Genomic DNA, 16,118 nt, shown 5'->3' on the forward strand with positions numbered 1-16,118 from the left:
GACGAATGCGTCCGCATGCCCAGCCTCTCCCGAAGAACCACTACTGCCTACTCCGCCACCATGAAGGTGAATGGCTTGGCCGGCACGAACTGGCCTGACACTTCGCCGGCAAGCGTCCGGTTCATGTCGGTACCCAGGTCGATGGTGCGGGCCTGGGCGCCCTGGGAGAAATCGAGGTTCTTGAGGTCCACCCAGAACACGTTGGGCGAGGTGGCGGATTCGGCATAGAAGCGCTTGTTCTTGTGATCCGCCACGCTGCGCCAGCGTGTGGTGGACAGGTTGGGGGCATCCGGCAGGCTGATGCCGTAGGGCACCGAGACATTGCGCACGATGCTGAAGGTTGCCGCTGCAGCGATGCGCGGGTCGTCGCTCTGCACCACGGCATCGGCGTAGTAGCTGGCCCGCACGAAGCGGTCGGACGCGCGGTTGGTGCCGGGCAGGAACATGCGTCCATCCACCCCTTGCCAGTAGCGGGTAACGGCCAGTTGCTCGTCGTAGGAGGGCTCGTTCGTCATGACCCGATACGCTCGGCTGTGATGGACGCGCAGCTTGCCGTCGATCCACTCAAGGATCGCGCTGTCACCCGATGCATCGGACAGCGACAGATGAAGAGGCGCCAGGCTACCGGGGCGACCGGGCACTTCACCACTGACCACCTGCACCGGCTTGGCGTTGACATGTTTGACCGCCTCCTCGACCGTCGCGAACTGGTCGAGGAAGTATTGCGCCCAGATCGCCAGCGACAGACGCGGGGTCACGCCATCGTCTTCAGGGTACTGGGCATTGGCCAGCCACAGCAGGTTGGCATTGAGGCCTGCTTCGTTCATGCCGTCCACCGCCGAGATTTCATAGCCCGAGACGATCAGGCTGCCGTAGGTCGAGGTCCATTCGACCGAGCGCGGCCCGGCGGAGCCGTGTCGCTTCATGCCTCGGGGAAATACCCACAGGTTGCTAACGATCGGGTCCTTGAAATCCATCGAGCGGCCCGTGAGGTAGGTGTCGTTCGGGCCGTGATAGATGACGCGGGTGCAGGCCTGGGCATCCACGGCCATCAGGACGGCGGCGGCAGTCAGGGTGGTGAACAGGCGCAAGGATCGGGACATGGTGAACAACACTCCTTTAGAACCGATAGGTCAGGCCCAGGACCGGGCCGCTCGTGCGTACGTCATAGACGTGGCCGCTCCGGTCGTAATGGACATCGAGCAGCTTGTAGCCCAGTGAGGTGGACAGGCTGTCGGTGAAGACATAGTTGGCCGTCGCAAGCGCCGACCAGGTGCGCTTCGAGCCGACACCGAAACCACCGACATCCGCCTGCATCTGCAGCGACAGGGCGTCGCCAACAGGCACGAAGGCGCGCATGCCAAGCAATGGATCGACCCAGGTGAAACGCTCATCGTGGCTGGCACTGCGCACGCCGATGGCAGGATGGCCCGCCGTGACCGATACATCCGTCGCGATCTGCCAGAAGCGCAGGCCGCCCAGCACATCGAGCGTGGCCTGGCCGGTGTCGAGGACGCGGTAGCCGCCCTGGAAGGTTGCCATGAACTGCTTGCTGTCGACCTTGGCCCGGATGCTGGCACCTGCGGGAATCACCACGCCGAGGCCGGGTATCTGGAAAGCGGACAGCGGGCCTTTGCCGTGACTGTCCGTCGTGCTGACGTACATCAGATCGGCCGAGAGTACGAGCCGATCACGGCGCCCCCAGACATTGATGAAGCCGCCGATATTGAAATCATGCATGACATCGGAAAACGACTTGTCCACATCCAGCGTCGGCGCGTGGCGAAAGGGGGAAACCTGCCCCTTGATCCCCGCGGCCCACAGGTAGGGCGTGACTTGCCAGCGCCAGTCGCCGCTGCCTGCCGATGACGTGGTGTACGCCTCGGCGTAAGCGGCTTGTACGCCGCATAGGGACAAGGCAAAGGCCACTGCATATCGGTTCACGTGCTCCGCCTCCCTGCTGAACTCTTCATCCGGTGCACGCCTGCGAGCAGACGATGCCCATTGCTGTCTCCAGGCCCCAGCATAGACCAGGGTTCGACTAACGGCCGTCATCGGTGCCTACCCGAAAACGCAAACGCCCTCTCACGAGGGCGCTTGTCTTTGTTGCAACGAGCCAACCTGTCAGAAGTTGTAGGTCACCTGCACGCCATAGGTACGTGGTGCGACGTAGCCGGTGGGGTAAACGCCGCGCTGGTTGACGATCTGCGACAGCACCTTGTTCGACTGGTCGGTGACGTTCTTCACGAAGCCCGTGACCTGGACCTTGTTGTCCGGGGTGAAGTAGCTGACACGGGCGTTGCCGTTCCAGTACGACGGGGTTTCCTGCACCGGGTCATCCTGCACCGTGGCGTTGTGGTAGATGTGGCTGCGGTACGACCAGTCCGTGCCCAGCAGCAACTGGCCGTAGCCGTTGAGCGGGATACGGTAGTCGGTGTCCAGGCGGAACGAGGTTTCCGGGGTGCGGTAGAACTTGTTGCCACTCGCATCCAGGGTGGTCGGCCCCACGGTGTAGGTGAAGTTGGTGTACTCGGCCCGCAACAGGCCGAGGCTGGCCGCCAGGCGCCAGTTGTCCAGCGGCAATGCCTCGACCTCGAACTCCAGGCCTTTGACGTTGCCGTCGGAGCTGCCGGCGGTGCTGGTGATGGTGGTGCCCGGCACCTGCTGCTGGATGTTCAGTTGCAGGTCCTTGATGTCGTAGTAGAACGCCGAGACGTTGGCGGTCAGGCGCCCTTTCAGCCAACTGGTCTTCAGGCCCAGCTCGTAGTCGATCAGGGTTTCCGGATCGGTCTCGATGATGTCGCCACGCACGATGGCCTGGTTGAAACCACCGGAGCGGAAGCCCGAGGCGATGCGCACATAGCCGAGGATGTCGTCGGTGAAGCGGTACTCCGGCGTGATGTCCCAGGTGGTCTTGGTCCAGCTGGCATCCTTGCTCAGCTTCAGCGGGTCGACCACGCCAGAGCCGCTGACGGAGCCAATCCCGCCCGGGCCGATGATCACGATGTTCTGGTTGCCGGCGGTATCGGTCGCGGTCAGGGTGGTCTCGGTGATGTCTTTGGTTTCCCAGGTCTGGCGCAGTCCCAGGGTCAGCGAGGCGCGGTCGGTGAAGCGGTATTTCACATTGCCGAACAGCGCCCAGCTTTTCGCGTCCTGGTCCCAGGAACTGGTCGAGTATTGCTCCTGGGTCGTGCCCGTCTTGTAGCGCAGGATGGCGTTGTTCAGGTCGGCCTGCAGGTTGTAGTAGTACGCACCGACGATCCAGCTCAGCGCCTGGTCGGTTGGCGAGCTCAGGCGTACTTCCTGGGAGAACTGCCGGGATGAGGAATCGCCCTTGGAGGCGTTGAGATCGAGCGTGGTACCCGGCACCGTGCGCGGAGACAGCCAGGTATCGCCATTACCCACATTGAACCCGGTGATCGAGGTCAGGGTATTAGCCCCCAGGTACCAATTCAGCTTCAGGGTCGTGCCGACATAGTCATTGGAGCCGCTGGCGAACGGCAGGAAGAAATCGCTCTTGTTGTCCGGATCATCGCCATAGGGCGGAATGTAGGTACCGCCACCCTGGTTGATGCCGCCACCGGGATTGGGCGTGGTCACGTTGTTGGTACTCGTGGCGCCGATGATGTAGTTCGGTGTGTTGCCAGTGTTCAGCTTGCGCAGGTTGAGGATCAGCAACGCGTCGAGGTTCTCGGTCAGGTTGCCGAGCAACTGGAAGCGCCCGTTGAAATCCTCGAAGCGCGGGCCGGTTTCATCGGAGACGATGTTCTTCGCCCAACCCTCGCCTTTCTCGTAATAGATGGCGGCGCGGCCGGCCAGTTTTTCCGGCACCAGCTCACCGCCAATCGCCGCTTCAGTCAGGCGGCTGCCATAGTTGCCGATCCCGGCCTTGGCATAGCCAGTGGTGTCGAAGGTCGGCTTGCGCGAGACGAAGTGGATCGCACCGCCGGTATTGTTCTTGCCCCATAGCGTGCCTTGCGGGCCACGCAGCACCTCGACGCGCTCCAGGTCGAAGAGAGGGAAGCTCTGATCGCCCTGCAGGCCGACCACCACCTCGTCGACGTAGATGGCCAGCGGACCTTCCTGATTAGCGTTCGGGTCGTTGGTGCCGATGCCACGCAGGAACCAGCGCGGCTTGCCACTACGCCCGCCGGTGTTGCCGCTGGACTGCCCGGACAGGTTGGGCGCCAGGCGCTCGACATCGGACGAGGTGGTGATGTTCTTGTCACGAATGGCATCACCGCTGACGGCGGTGATTGGAATCGGCACCTCCTGGATCTTTTCTTCACGCTTGGCGGCGGTCACCACGACCGTTTCCAGTTGCCCTTCGTGCGTGCCTTCCTTTTTCGCAGCGGCGTTGCTCGCGGGTTCCGCCGCCCAGACCGTGCTGGCCACGAGCCCGGTGGCCAATCCGGTCAGGCAGGCCCGCGATACCGCCGACGCCAACCGCCAGCTTGGCCGTAATGAATGCGGCTTGGTTGAAGCCCCCTCCCCTGAAACAATAAAAGCGCGCAACGCCATAGTTGGAATTCCTTATAAGGTAATAACAGATCACTGAACAACTCTGTTCATGACGTGTAGTCACCCGTATTAGCGCAACAAGCATGCCACTTATAAAAATCACCTATTAACCAATGACGCATACGCTCGCACAATAAAAAACAGACATAACGTGCTGCCATACAAACAAACTTGCTTATTGAATGCTTCCCTATCAGCAATAACTTGCTGCATTCGAGCGCACACCAAACCGAGCATCTGGCGCAGGCAGACCAGGCATTGCTGATCCAGCAGCAGCCCAGCAGCATCAATGCCTGCGGATCAGCAACCCTGATGCAAATACATCATCCAGCAGGTGCTTCAGAACACTTCCACATAACTTCCATAGCGCCTCACCCATCATATAAATGAGCCCACGCCTCTCGAAAACCACGCAAAATCCTTATATTCCGAGTATTTCCAAGCGCGCTGAAAAACATTCAAAGAAGACCTACTTCTTATGGCATGAAAGCTGCTCTTGCTGGCGGACACTCATCCCGAATAGTTCGAGGGTCCGTTATGTCATCCACATCCGATATTCAACTCTGGTATACCCGTTGCGGCGCGGCCACTGCCTCCGCACTGGCCATTCGCAAGAACTGGCTGCAAGAGGAATTCAACCGTCCCGGTACGCAACTGCACTCCCTGCGTGATGCGCAGAGCCAGGAGCTTCGCAACTCCCACTATCACCACGGGCAGAGCGGGATGTTCCGCGAAGGCGGCAACATTCCGCCAATCTGGGCCAAGGGCAGTGGCCAGGACACCGTGGTGCTGGGCATCACCTGGCTGGACGAGTACCAGGGCATCCTGGTGCGCGCCGACAGCGACATCCATGACCTGGCCGATCTCAAGGGCAAGCGCCTCGGCATTCCGTTGCACCAGGACGCGCTGATCGACTTCCAGCGCGGCGCCGCCCAGCACGGTTTCGTCACCGCGCTGTCGCTGGTGGGCCTGAGCACGGACGACGTCACGCTGGTGGATATCCCGGCGCCGAGCTATGACCGCCAGGATGATCAGCGCGACGCGCAGCAGGAGCGTCCTGACGTAGCCCTGGAAGCGCTGGACAACGACGAGGTGGATGCCATTTTCATTCGCTTCGCCCGCGGCTACCGCATCGCCCAGGAGCCGCGCCTGCGCCAGTTGCTCAACCTCAACGACCTGTCCGACCCGCTGCTGCGCGTGGGCAACGGCACCCCCCGCCCGATCACCGTGGACCGCGCCTTCCTCGAACGCCATCCAGACGTCGTCGTGCGCTACCTGGCCGTGCTGCTGCGCACCGCCGAATGGGCCGCCAAGCACCGCGATGAAGTGGCCAACCTGCTGCTGCCGGAAAGCCGTGGCACCACCGTGGCGGATGTCTTCGCCTCCCACGGCGCGGACGTGCACCTGTCGTTCACGCCCAAGCTGACCCAGGCCTACATCGACGGCCTGACCACCCAGAAGAACTTCCTGCGGGACTGGGGCTACCTGGCCAACGATTTCGACGTGAACGACTGGATCGTCCACGAACCGCTGGAGCAGGCCCGTCGCCTGGTCGAGCAAGAACGCAACCAAGCCGCTGCCGCCTGACCTTCGATTCATCCCAACGAGGATTCTGCAATGACTGACATTACCAATGACGCCGAACTGGTCGCCTACATCGAACAGGCCCGCGACGATGCCGTGCACGCCTTCGAAACCCTGCGCAGCAACGGCACCCTGTCCGCCAGCCTGACCTTCCACATCGCCCACCACATCCCGGGCACCGACCACCTGCTGGGCATTCGCTTCCCCGGCGGCCTGGCGCGCGACCAGTCGCCGAAGATCAGCGTCTCGTCGTTCAGCGAGAACAGCGGTTCGATCCTGCATGAAAGCCGCCTGGGCGCGGACACCGTGATCCACGTGCACACCGCCTGGCTGTCGGCCTGGTCGCTGGCTCACAAGGACTTCCCGATCCTTTACGTGGCCGCCGCGCGCCACCTGCTGGCCCGCACCATTCCCAACCACCTGGAGCGCACCCGCAGCGTGCTGGAAGTGATTCGCGAGCGCCTGGACACCCGTCCCGAGCTGGCGCCACCGCCCGCTCTGCTGGAGTCCAACGGCGGCGCAAACTTCTGGGGCAAGGGCATCATCAAGACCGCCGAGACCATCCTCTTCGTCGAAGAAGCCGCGCGCTATCAGGCCATTGCCGAGCAGATCGGTGGCGCCCAGGTTTACACCCCCGGCGCACTCGAGCTGCAGTGGAAGCGCACCGGCCTGCTGGAACAAGCCAAGCACTACGAAGGCTGAGTTCCATCGGGTCAGCCGTGCCACGCCACGGTCTGACCCACCCTGTCCCGCAGAGGCCGGCACCACGCCGGCCTTTGTGCCTTATCCCGGAGATACGCACCGTGAGCACCTCGCAACGGCAACTAGCCCTCAACGTCTTTTTCATGCGCTTCGGCCATCACTCCGAAGCCTGGCGCCACGCCAGTTCCACCGGCAATGGCCGCCCCGATATCCAGTGGTGGTTGAACGCCGCCAAGCTGGCCGAACAGGCCAAGTTCGACACCTTCTTCGTCGCCGACTTCATCGGCCGCTCCGGCGAGATCACCCCGCAGACCGGACGCAACGGCATCAGCCACCAGTTCGAACCCTTCACCCTGTTGTCGGCAATCGCCGCCGTGACCAAGCACATCGGCCTGGTGGCGACCGTCAATACCAACTACACCCACCCCTACACCGTGGCCCGGCAGTTCGCCTCGCTCGACCACCTCAGCGGCGGTCGCGCCGGTTGGAACGTGGTGTCGTCCTTCGGCGAACACACGGTGCAGAACTTCGGCATCGACCAGCCGCGCAGCCATGAACAGCGCTATGAGCGCGCCGAGGAATTCGTCGGCCTGACCAAGGCCCTGTGGGACACCTGGGACGACGACGCCTTCGACAACCCGCGCCGCGCCGAGCGGGTGTTCTACGAACCGCACTCGGCACACCCTCTGGACTTCCAGGGCAAGTACTTCCACAGCAAGGGCCTGCTCGACCTGCCGCGCCCCATCCAGGGCTACCCGGTCCTGGTCCAGGCCGGCAACTCGGACACCGGCCGCGAGTTCGCCGCCCGGGTCGCCGAGATGACCTATGCCTCGGCACAATCGCTGGACGTGGCCCAGGCCTACTACAACGATGTGAAAGGGCGCATGGCCAAGTACGGCCGTGACCCGGACCAGTTGAAGATCACCCCCGGCCTGTCCGTGGTCGTCGCCGAATCCGATCAGCAAGCCCAGGACCGCTTCGGCGAACTGCAGGAGCTGGTCGACCTCAGCGACATCAGCTTCGGCGGCTTCGACCTGTCGGGCTATCCCCTCGACGGCCCGCTGCCCGACCTGCCCTACGACCCGGGCGAGAATGGCCGTGGTCGTTTCCAGCAGCAACTGGAACTGGCCCGTCGCGAGAACCTGTCGATCCGCCAGTTGGTGCTGCGCTTCCGCGTTTCCCGTGGCCACCTGCAGGCCATCGGCTCGGTGAAGACGGTCGCCGATGTGATCGAGCAGTGGTTCGTCGAACGTGGCGCGGACGGCTTCAACGTGGTGCCGCCCTACCTGCCGAGCGGCTTCGAGGACTTCACCCGCCTGGTGGTGCCGGAGTTGCAGCGACGCGGCCTGTTCCGCACCGAATACACCGGCAAGACCTACCGCGAAAACCTGGGCCTGGATCGGCCGGAAAACCCGAACGACAAACGCCGGGTCTGAAGCACGTTCCCTCCATAAGCAAACCGCACCGGCTCAAGCCGGGGCGGTTTTTTCATGCGTTCAGTCAGTCTCAGAAGCGCGCGGTAAAGCCGGCGTTGATGAAACGCGGCGAACCGAGCGACACCGGGTAACTCGGCGAGGCCGCCGTGGAGTTCACCACGTAATTCTCATCGGCCACGTTGTTCACGGTGACGAAGTACTCGACCTTCTCGTCCGGCGTCAGGTAAGCCACTTTGGCATTGCCCAGCCAGTAAGCCCCCTGCTCCTGCCAACCACTCTGGTAGACAGTGCCGTCCAGCGCCCGCGCCACTTCACCCTGTTTCGCGCCCTGGCGTGCGGCGTCGTAGAACTGGTGACTGCGGTAGACCCAGTCGGTGGCCAGGATGACCGTGCCCTTGCCGTTGAGCGGAATGCGGTATTCCAGGTCGAGGTTGGCCATGTACTTGGGCGTGCGGAAGTAGACGTTGCCACTGCGGTCGACCTCCTGGGTCACGCCGCTGACCGACAGCACCGGGTAGAAGTCCTTGTACGTGGCATCGATGATATTCAGCGAGCCGGCAAGCCGCAGATGCTCGGTCGGCTGCCATTGCGCTTCCAGCTCGAAGCCCTTGACCTCGCCACGCGCGGCGTTCTGCGAGAAGGAGCCGGTCGGCGGGTTCTGCAGGTTCAGCGGGTTGGGCGCCTGGACATTGAGCTGGATGTCCTTGTGGTCGTAGTAGAACAGGGTGGCATTGAGTTGCAGGCGACCATCCAGCCAGGTGCTCTTCAGCCCGAACTCGTAGTCATCCAGATACTCCGGCGCCACGGCGGGAATGTAGGGTTGCACGCCCGCCGCGATCTGTCCGGCATTCAGCACCGGGATGGAACTGTTGAAACCACCGGAACGATACCCCCGGGCATAACGGAAGAAAGTCAGCACGTTGTCGCTCAACTGGAACTCCGGAGTGATGTCCCCCGTCAGCTCGCTCCAGCTGTCGCTGTCCGAGATGTCCTGGTTGTAGCTCAGTGGCGAGTTCAACGATCCAGGGTTCCACCAACCCGACACGTTGTTGAACGTTGCCGGCGTACTGCGGATGGTGTGGATGTTGATGTCCTTCTTCTCGTCGGTCCAACGCAGGCCGGTGGTCACGGCAAAGCGCTCGGTCAGGTTGAACTTGAGGCTGCCGAATGCCGCATAGCTCTCGGCATCCTGGTCGAGCCAGGTGCGGCTGTAGGTCTGCCGTGCCGCCGGAGCGAAGGTCGCGCTGGCCGAGTCGGTGTGGAAGCGGTAGCGGAAGTAATGCAGCCCGGCAATCCAGCTGATGCGCTGTTCCAGCGGCGAGACCAGGCGCAACTCCTGGGATATCTGCCAACTGCTGTTCTCGCCCCGGCTGGAGATGATGTCGCGGGTGCCGATGTAAGTCGGCGGGTTGCCCGAACTGCTGCGGGTCTTGCCGTCGCTTTCGTCATAGGCGCTGATCGAGGTCAGGGTGTAATCGCCCAGTTGCCAGTCGAGCTTGAGCAGGTTGCCGTACTCGTCGGTGCGGTTGTTCGACTCACCGGCGTAGTAGTCGTCCCCTGCCTTGGGCTTCGCGCCATAGCTCGGAATGAAGCCATAGCGGTCCGCGCCGTTGGCTTCGCTGTGCACGGCATAGGAATAGCCGCCATTGGGCTCGGTCTTGCCGAGGTGCACGTTGAGCAGCGCGGTGAGGTTCTCGCCGAGGTTACCCAGCAACTGCAAGCGCAGGGCGTTTTCCTCGTAGCTGGGGCCGTCGTCGCCGGTGTAGAGGTTCTTCGCATAGCCGTCGTAGGCCTGATGGAAGAACGAGATGCGCCCGGCCAGGTCATCACTGATCGCGCCGCCCGCCGCGCCCTGCGCCGACTTGGAACCCCACGAGCCGCCAGCCAGACGCAGGTAGCCATCGCTCTCGAAACTGGGTTTGCGCGAGATGAAGTTGACCGCGCCAGCCGTGGTGTTCTTGCCCCATAACGTGCCTTGCGGGCCGCGCAGCACCTCGACCCGCTCCAGGTCGTAGATGGCGAACGACTGCAGTGACGTCAGGGCGGTGAAGACCTCATCCCGGTAGACCCCCAGCGGGCTTTCGGTGGTCAGGCTCGGGTCGTTGGAGCCGATGCCGCGGATGAACCAGCGTGGCCGCGAGAAACCACTCTGCTGGCCGGAAAGCCCCGGCACCAACCGCTGCACATCGTTGGAACTGAAGATCCCCCGGTCGATGATTTCCTCACCGTCCACCACCGATATTGCCAGCGGCACGCTCTGCACATCCTGCTCACGTTTCTGCGCCGTCACGACGACGGTCTGCAAGGCATGATCGGATTTCTTCGTCGCCGGCTCCTCGGCGGCGAAGACCTGCGCACTCCATGCCAGGCCGGCAATCGCCGCCGCAATCGCGGCGTGCAGCGCGTTGTCCTTGAACAGCTTCATGACACTCTCCCTGAATTGGCGTGGCCAGCAGATCGCTGGCCATCTGCCCCAGGGAAATTGCACGTCATATGCCAGTCTTCCCGTTCGCCCAAATAAAACCCAAGCCCTTGTTTTAAAATGAGTTTTATTGACCTGAAAAGTCCCTCTCGGACAGGTTGCTGACAGCCCAGCACAACGCCTGTCTGGACAGCAGCAACCTGCGGCTGGAGCACCAACACACGGGTTTCCTCCCGGCAAAAGAAAGCCCGACACCAGGTCGGGCTCAGGGATAAAGCGGTCCCTCAAAGGCAGGAGCATTCAGCGTGAAGCGGTGTCCTTGTGCACGACGCCACCCTTCATCACCCACTGAACCTGGCGGAACTGGCCGAGGTCGCTCAGCGGGTCGCCGTCGAAGGCGATGATGTCGGCGTACTTGCCGGCGGAAACACTGCCGATATCGTTTGCCGCCTCGAGGAACTCGGCAGAGCGAATGGTTGCGGCCTGCAGAGCCTGCAAGGGCGTCAGGCCGACTTCGACCAGCAGGGGAAACTCGGAGGCGTTGTTACCGGGCGGGCCATCGGTGCCGTAGATGACCGGGATGCCCGCCTTGATGATCTTGCGAACATTGGTCTGGTACACCGCCAGCACGGTTTCCAGCTGCACCAATGTGCTCGGCGAAGCGCCTACCGCCTTGGCCCGATCCAGCGACGAGCCATAGGCCGACAAGGTCGGCACCACGACCTGCTTGGGGTTGCTCTTGATCAGGCGGATGCCTTCGTCATCGATCAACGACGCGTGCTCGATGGAGTCCGCGCCAAGGCGTGCGGCGAGCTTCACGCCATCGGTGGCGTGGGCATGCACCGCGACTTTCTTGCCGTAGCGATGCGCCGTTTCGATCACCGCCCGCACTTCGTCCTCGGTGAACTGGGTGGTGGTCGGATCGGTACCGCTGACGAAGCCGCCGGTGATGCAGATCTTGATGAAGTCGGCGCCGTACTTGACCTGCTCACGCACCTTGCGCACGAAGTCGGCTGGCGCATCGGCAACGCCCGGGCTCTCGATCTTCACTTCCGGGGCATAGCGTGGGCCACTGCAATGTCCGCCCGTTACGGCGAGCAGCGTACCGGCATCGAACAGACGCGGGCCGACCACATCGCCATCGTTGATCGCATCACGCAGGGCGATCCCGGCGAACGCACCGCCCGCCATGCTGCGTACCGTGGTGAAGCCGGCGTCCAGGGTTTTCCTGGCATTGGCCACGCCCTTGAGCGCATTACGCGCCACGCTGCCATTGGGCACACCGCCACTGGCGATATGCACGTGGGCATCGATCAGCCCCGGCAGCAGAACGCGCTCGCCGAGGTCGATCACCCGCGCTCCCTCCGGCACGTCCAGGCGGCTGCCCACAGCCTTGATGCGCTCGCCCTCGATGATCACCACCGGCGACTCGATCCACTTGCCGCGCTCGACATCGATCAGGCGTCCGGCCTTGAGTGCAACCAGCTGAGGGTCGGCGGCATACACCGGCAGCGCCAACAGGCTGCCAGCGAGCAACAACAGGCTCCCGGCCTTGAGACAGGCATTCATCATGTTTTTCCTCGATTCGATGGCAGGGCACCCGCGCTGGAGTGCCCTGGAAAGTCCTTACCAGTTGACCTGCACGGAGGTGCCAAAGGTGCGCGGTGCACCCAGTGCGTAACCTACGATGTCCGGGCCGACTGGCGAGGTGGCCTGCCAGTAGTCCTTGTCCGTGACGTTATCGACGTAGGCGGAAACCTCGACGTTATCGCCAGGGAACACGTAGGTCGCACGCAGGTTGGTCAGGGTGTAGCCCGGATGCTGCTGCGCCGGGTTCTTGCTCTCGGGCGCGCTGAAGTGGAAGCGGCTGCGGCTGTTGATATCGCCACCCAGCACAACCTTGCCGTACGGCAGTGGCACGCTGTAGTCGAAGCCCAGTACGCCGGACAGGCGCGGCGAGCGGGCGAACGAGGTCCCCGAGTAATCCGCCCCCGGCGCGCCCCCGGCACCGTCGGCGCGGTAGTCCTTGTATTCGGTGTCGAGGAAGCCCCCCGACAGCCGCACACGCAGGTTCTCGATCGGCAGTGCCTGGATTTCGAACTCGGCGCCCTGCACCGACGCACTGGCGGCGTTCTGCATGCGCGAGGTGCCGGTATTCAGGGCGGGGTCCCAGCGGTAGATGTTGATCTGGATGTCGTCGTAGTCGTAGTAGAACACCGAGGCATTGGCGATCAGACGGCCATCGAACCATTCCGATTTCAGGCCCAGCTCATAGGAGGTGATGAACTCCGGATCGAAGTTGCCGGTGGCCGCCTGGCTGGTCGGCGCGGAGATGTAGCCACCACCACGGAAGCCCTTGGCCACGCGCAGGTAGGTGCGCAGGTTGTCGTTGATGCGGTACTCCGGCGTCACGTCCCAGGTCACTTCGCGCCAGCGTCGATCATCGTCGTAGCTGACATAGGTGGTCAGTGGGTTGCTCACGGAACCGCGCTTCCACCAATGGTTGGTGTCGGTGTAGTTGGCGTTGTTGGCGCGCTGCCGGCGGATCTGGATTTCCTTGCGCTCGTCGGTCCAGCGCACACCCGCTGTCAGGTTGAAATCATCGGTGAAGTTGTAGGTGGCGCTGGCGAACACACCGAGGCTTTCGTTCTCGCCGGTCCATTCGTTGTTGTTGTAGTTCGGCACCGTGCCCGGGTAGAGATCCGGCACGTTGAGCGAACCACCGGCGGAGAAGTTCTCCATGTCCTGGTAGTAGTAATGCACCCCGGTGATCCAGTTCAGCCGGTCGCTGCGCGGCGAGGCCAGGCGCAGTTCCTGGGAGAACAGGTCGACCTCCTGGCGGCCATAGCTGCGGCTGACTTCCTGGGGCGAGTTGTCACCGTCGCTTTCGCTGGTGGAACGGCCCTTCTCGTAGCCGCTGATCGAGGTCAGGGTGTAGCCATCCAGATCCCAGTTGAAGGTCAGCACGCCACCGCTCTGGATGTGCTTGCTCTCGGTCGGCGCGTTGAACGAGTAGTTGCGCTTGGGGAACTGCGGGTACGGGTTGCCGCGCGCATCCTGGGAGCCGGGCGGGCCGAAGGTGATGTAGGAGGTGTTCTCGTCCTGGGTGTATTCGCGGTGGTGCACGCTCAGGTGCGCATCCAGGCTGTCACTCAGGGTGCCGAATAGTTGCCAGCGCACGCCTTGGTCTTCCAGCTCGCCGCGTTTGTCCTTGGTCTGGTTCTTCGCGTACTGGTCGCGATTCTCCGAAGTGAAGGACAGCCGCGTCGCCAGCTTGTCTTCGACCAGCACACCGTTCAGCGCGCCCTGCAGCAGGCGCTTGTTGAAGTTGCCGGCGCCGGCCTTGACGTAACCGCTGTTGTCGAAGGTCGGTTTGCGCGAGACCACGTGGATCGCGCCGCCCGGGCTGTTCTTGCCCCACAGGGTGCCCTGCGGCCCCGGCAGCACTTCGACCCGTTCGATGTCATACAGCGGGCCACCGCTGAGGAAGATCGGCCCCAGGTACACCTCGTCGACGTAGTAACCAATCGGGCTGACGTTATCCAGCGTCGGCTGGCCGGTGCCGATGCCACGCAGGAACCAGCGGGGGAAACCGTGGTTATCCAGGGTCGCGGCGGAGGCGTTGGGAATGAAGCGCGTGATCTCGCCGGCGGTCAGGCCTGCACCCGAATCCTCCAGGGTCTTGCCGTCGACGACATTGACCGTCAACGGCACCTCCTGGACCGACTCGCTGCGCTTTTGCGCCGTGACCGTCACCACCCCCAGGGTGGAATCCTTCGGCTTGGTCGCCGTCTGGGCACTCGCGAGCGTCGGCCAACTGTATACGCTGCCGGCCAGTGCAATAAGCACGGCCGTATTGATGCAAGTACGCTGAAACTGCTGCATACGGTCTATCCCCATACTCGAATATATAAAAGCGCGCCGATTATTGGAGTGGCGCTTAATTCAACAGGGAAACGATTGCAGCCAGCATGCCAAAAGAGAAAATAAAAAATTACCCGCTATAACAAATGCCGCAGCAACTCGAACAACTTTGCATAAGTAATAGCCATCAGCACTCCATCAACATAAGAATAAAAAAACGGCCGACCTATAACAGGCCAGCCGCTGAGAACAACCGATGAATAGTTACCCGACACACAATAAGCAATACAACTTACCCAGGCTATTGCTGACTGCACAGCAACCTGCTGGACGATTGCTGCTCATGCAGCATATTCAGCAATAATCCGAGCCTTATTTAGCCTGCGGCGGGGTTACACGGAACAGGCCGCCATCGGGCGAATCCGTGACCACATAGATATTGCCATCCGGGCCCTGGCGCACATCGCGAATACGCTGGCCAACCTGGGACAGCAGGCGCTCCTCATGAACCACCTTGTTGCCGTCGATCACCAGACGCAGCAACTGGCGGTCAGCCAACGAACCGAGCAACAGATTGCCTTTCCAGGGCGAGTCAGCCGTGACGAAGGCGAATCCGCTCGTGCCAGGCGAACGCGCCCAGTAGTAAATCGGCTGCTCCAGGCCTTCCTTGTGGGTGCCAATGGTTTCCGGCGTTTGGTTGCCGCTGTAGTCGATGCCGTAACTGATGATCGGCCAGCCATAGTTCTTGCCGGGCTGGATGAGGTTCAACTCATCGCCACCCCGAGGCCCGTGCTCGGTTGCCCAGATATCGCCGGTCAGCGGGTTGAAGCCGATACCCTGGACATTGCGATGGCCCAGGGACCAGATTTCCGGGCGCGCGCCCTTCTGCCCCACGAACGGGTTATCGGCAGGCACGCTGCCATCCAGGTTGAGGCGCACGATCTTGCCGGCCAGTTTGTCCAGCTCCTGCGGCGCATTGTTCACGCGGTTGTCGCCATGGGTGATGAACACGTGGCCTTTGCCATCGAACAGGAAACGCGAACCGAACTCCCAGTACGGGCTGAGCGCCTGCTTGGGGGTTTGCCGGTAGATCACCTTCACATCCTTCAGGGCGCCGCCGACCAGCTTGCCCGTCGCGACGGCCAGGCCTACCGGGTCCTTGCCATCAGTGGACTCGGAGTAGGAGAGGTAAATGGTCTGGTTGCGCTTGAAGTCTGGCGACAAGGCCACGTCGAGCAAGCCGCCATGCCCACCCACGAACACGCTTGGCACACCGCTGATAGGCTCGGAAACGACGCCCGCCGGCGAAACCCGGCGCAGCGTGCCGACCCGCTCGGTAATCAGGAAATCGCCATCGGGCAGGAAGGCAATGGACCAGGGATTGGCCAGCCCCTGCGCCACCTTGGTGATCTGGATGGGGCCCAACTGGCTGCCACCGGTGATGACCTTGCCCTTGTCGAAGGTCGGCGGCGTCAACGCCGCAATGGCCGCTGGCGGCAATGTTTCAGCCTGGACAGGCAACGCAACTTGCAAGGCAATAAACGCAGCAATACCTGCACACTTCACACTCAGTTTGATATTCATGAATT

10 protein-coding genes are annotated in these 16,118 nt (G+C 62.5%); 3 read left to right on the forward strand and 7 right to left on the reverse strand.

Annotated features, from left to right (window positions below; all coding sequences use genetic code 11):
* Positions 1-47 precede the first annotated feature (47 nt).
* The 3 genes from ACWPW0_RS19535 to ACWPW0_RS19545 form a co-directional block, all read right to left on the reverse strand.
* Complete coding sequence (locus ACWPW0_RS19535; protein ID WP_454256250.1) at positions 48-1,103, reverse strand: linear amide C-N hydrolase; 1,056 nt, start codon at positions 1,101-1,103, stop codon at positions 48-50.
* A 16-nt stretch (positions 1,104-1,119) separates the two neighbouring features.
* Positions 1,120-1,944, reverse strand: coding sequence for a hypothetical protein (locus tag ACWPW0_RS19540; protein WP_454256251.1), 825 nt, complete (start codon positions 1,942-1,944; stop codon positions 1,120-1,122).
* Positions 1,945-2,124: 180 nt separating this feature from the next.
* The gene (locus ACWPW0_RS19545; RefSeq protein ID WP_454256252.1) at positions 2,125-4,395 is read right to left on the reverse strand and encodes a TonB-dependent receptor; all 2,271 of its coding nucleotides are present in this window, start codon (positions 4,393-4,395) and stop codon (positions 2,125-2,127) included.
* Between the two features lie 663 nt (positions 4,396-5,058).
* Here ACWPW0_RS19545 and ACWPW0_RS19550 point away from each other — a divergent pair.
* The 3 genes from ACWPW0_RS19550 (at position 5,059) to ACWPW0_RS19560 (ending at position 8,243) form a co-directional block, all read left to right on the forward strand.
* Complete coding sequence (locus tag ACWPW0_RS19550) at positions 5,059-6,108, forward strand: ABC transporter substrate-binding protein (RefSeq protein WP_447594247.1); 1,050 nt, start codon at positions 5,059-5,061, stop codon at positions 6,106-6,108.
* Between the two features lie 30 nt (positions 6,109-6,138).
* Positions 6,139-6,807 carry a class II aldolase/adducin family protein gene (locus ACWPW0_RS19555; RefSeq protein ID WP_454256253.1) on the forward strand — a complete coding sequence of 223 codons (669 nt, stop codon included), beginning with the start codon at positions 6,139-6,141 and terminating at the stop codon, positions 6,805-6,807.
* A gap of 101 nt (positions 6,808-6,908) precedes the next feature.
* A complete protein-coding gene (locus ACWPW0_RS19560; RefSeq protein ID WP_447594250.1) occupies positions 6,909-8,243 on the forward strand; it encodes an LLM class flavin-dependent oxidoreductase in 1,335 nt (444 codons plus the stop codon).
* A 70-nt stretch (positions 8,244-8,313) separates the two neighbouring features.
* Here ACWPW0_RS19560 and ACWPW0_RS19565 read toward each other — a convergent pair whose 3' ends face one another.
* From ACWPW0_RS19565 to ACWPW0_RS19580, 4 genes are all read right to left on the reverse strand, one after another.
* The gene (locus ACWPW0_RS19565) at positions 8,314-10,668 is read right to left on the reverse strand and encodes a TonB-dependent receptor (protein ID WP_454256254.1); all 2,355 of its coding nucleotides are present in this window, start codon (positions 10,666-10,668) and stop codon (positions 8,314-8,316) included.
* Positions 10,669-10,965: 297 nt separating this feature from the next.
* Complete coding sequence (locus tag ACWPW0_RS19570) at positions 10,966-12,237, reverse strand: amidohydrolase family protein (protein ID WP_454256255.1); 1,272 nt, start codon at positions 12,235-12,237, stop codon at positions 10,966-10,968.
* Between the two features lie 54 nt (positions 12,238-12,291).
* Positions 12,292-14,550 carry a TonB-dependent receptor gene (locus tag ACWPW0_RS19575; protein ID WP_454256256.1) on the reverse strand — a complete coding sequence of 753 codons (2,259 nt, stop codon included), beginning with the start codon at positions 14,548-14,550 and terminating at the stop codon, positions 12,292-12,294.
* A gap of 351 nt (positions 14,551-14,901) precedes the next feature.
* Positions 14,902-16,113 (reverse strand): PQQ-dependent sugar dehydrogenase, encoded by a 1,212-nt coding sequence (locus ACWPW0_RS19580; protein WP_454256257.1) that lies wholly within the window; start codon positions 16,111-16,113, stop codon positions 14,902-14,904.
* Positions 16,114-16,118: the final 5 nt, after the last annotated feature.

This window comes from Pseudomonas sp. Marseille-Q8238, assembly GCF_965111915.1.

Bases quoted from the DNA above. Each gene is read 5' to 3' on its own strand.
- ACWPW0_RS19575 (WP_454256256.1), bottom strand. From the start codon at position 14,550: ATGCAGCAGTTTCAGCGTACTTGCATCAATACGGCCGTGCTTATTGCA.
- ACWPW0_RS19570 (WP_454256255.1), bottom strand. From the start codon at position 12,237: ATGATGAATGCCTGTCTCAAGGCCGGGAGCCTGTTGTTGCTCGCTGGC.
- ACWPW0_RS19550 (WP_447594247.1), top strand. From the start codon at position 5,059: ATGTCATCCACATCCGATATTCAACTCTGGTATACCCGTTGCGGCGCG.
- ACWPW0_RS19555 (WP_454256253.1), top strand. From the start codon at position 6,139: ATGACTGACATTACCAATGACGCCGAACTGGTCGCCTACATCGAACAG.
- ACWPW0_RS19535 (WP_454256250.1), bottom strand. From the start codon at position 1,103: ATGTCCCGATCCTTGCGCCTGTTCACCACCCTGACTGCCGCCGCCGTC.
- ACWPW0_RS19565 (WP_454256254.1), bottom strand. From the start codon at position 10,668: ATGAAGCTGTTCAAGGACAACGCGCTGCACGCCGCGATTGCGGCGGCG.
- ACWPW0_RS19580 (WP_454256257.1), bottom strand. From the start codon at position 16,113: ATGAATATCAAACTGAGTGTGAAGTGTGCAGGTATTGCTGCGTTTATT.